General features: G+C 34.1%; 2 protein-coding genes. One reads left to right on the top strand and one right to left on the bottom strand.

Features of this window, described 5'->3' with window-relative positions; genetic code table 11:
• Nucleotides 1–571: hypothetical protein (locus CO726_RS31085; RefSeq protein WP_099686843.1), on the bottom strand; the 571-nt coding region annotated here is incomplete at its 3' end.
• A 125-nt stretch (nt 572–696) separates the two neighbouring features.
• Here CO726_RS31085 and CO726_RS31080 point away from each other — a divergent pair.
• Nucleotides 697–988: hypothetical protein (locus CO726_RS31080; protein ID WP_099686842.1), on the top strand; the 292-nt coding region annotated here is incomplete at its 3' end.

Raw genomic sequence — 988 nt, 5'->3', positions numbered from 1 at the left:
GTTTCTTAACTCCTTCTGCAATTTTCATGATGACACCACCAATAAGAAGATGGTATTCGCCTATTCCTTTTTCATTCACATACCAGCACATATAGTGCCTAATACCTTCTTTTGCACAATGATCATGTAAAGGGAAAGGAGAAGCATATTTTTCTAGAGATATATTATCACCGAAAGGAACTTGTTCTGCAAGAGCAAAGCGTTTCTTTGCATCACTTACAATCCAGCAACCATAATCTGCTGCTCCATACCATATTGCGTCATTATGAATAGGATCAATAGAAGGTTGTGCTGGATAATTTTCAGCTAACATTTGCGCTTTTTCTTCCCGAAGTCGTTGATGAATATGTGAATTCAATGGATCTTCCGTCCCAATTTCATAGGTTTCTTCAAAGTTCCCACACTCATAAGAGATAAGGGGATTATTTGAATCAGCTGCTAATTGTAGACTACAAGAATCTGATTTTGAAAGATAGTATACACAGTCTTTGCAGGTGAAAAAGTTTGAAAAGGTTGAATCTGATTCTTGTTCTGGTTCTGTTACGGTATTATCTACTACAAGTTTTAACATATCTATCACAATCCTTTATAGGCTATTTTTAAATTTAATATAGACGTATCATATCATGCTTGTTTTAAAATGTAAATATTTCCCAATTTAAAACACCCTAATTTATTTTGAAAGGAATGTTTGTTTTGAAAAGAAATCGAGAATATATTGTTTTGCGAAATTCTATTTTAATAGGTTGGCTGCTTACGATTATCGTTATAAGTCTATCTATCTATTTTTCATCTATCGTATATTTACTAATTGGATGTTTCATTTTATCGCTAAAATACGGATTAATGGGTACCGTGAAAAATGTGGAAAAACGTTTGCCTACCTGGGCAAATTTTGGGGTTATTGAAAAACCAGTAAATCGAAGAGTGACAAGACCATTTCAGTTTCGGGGTGGGCTCCTTGTTTCATTAGCTCTAGGATTCGTAG

Origin of the sequence: Bacillus fungorum, assembly GCF_002746455.1 — a bacterium.
Lineage (GTDB): Bacteria > Bacillota > Bacilli > Bacillales > Bacillaceae_G > Bacillus_A > Bacillus_A fungorum.
Note: the sequence above shows the minus strand (reverse complement) of the source record. Positions and strands in the feature narration are given on the sequence as shown.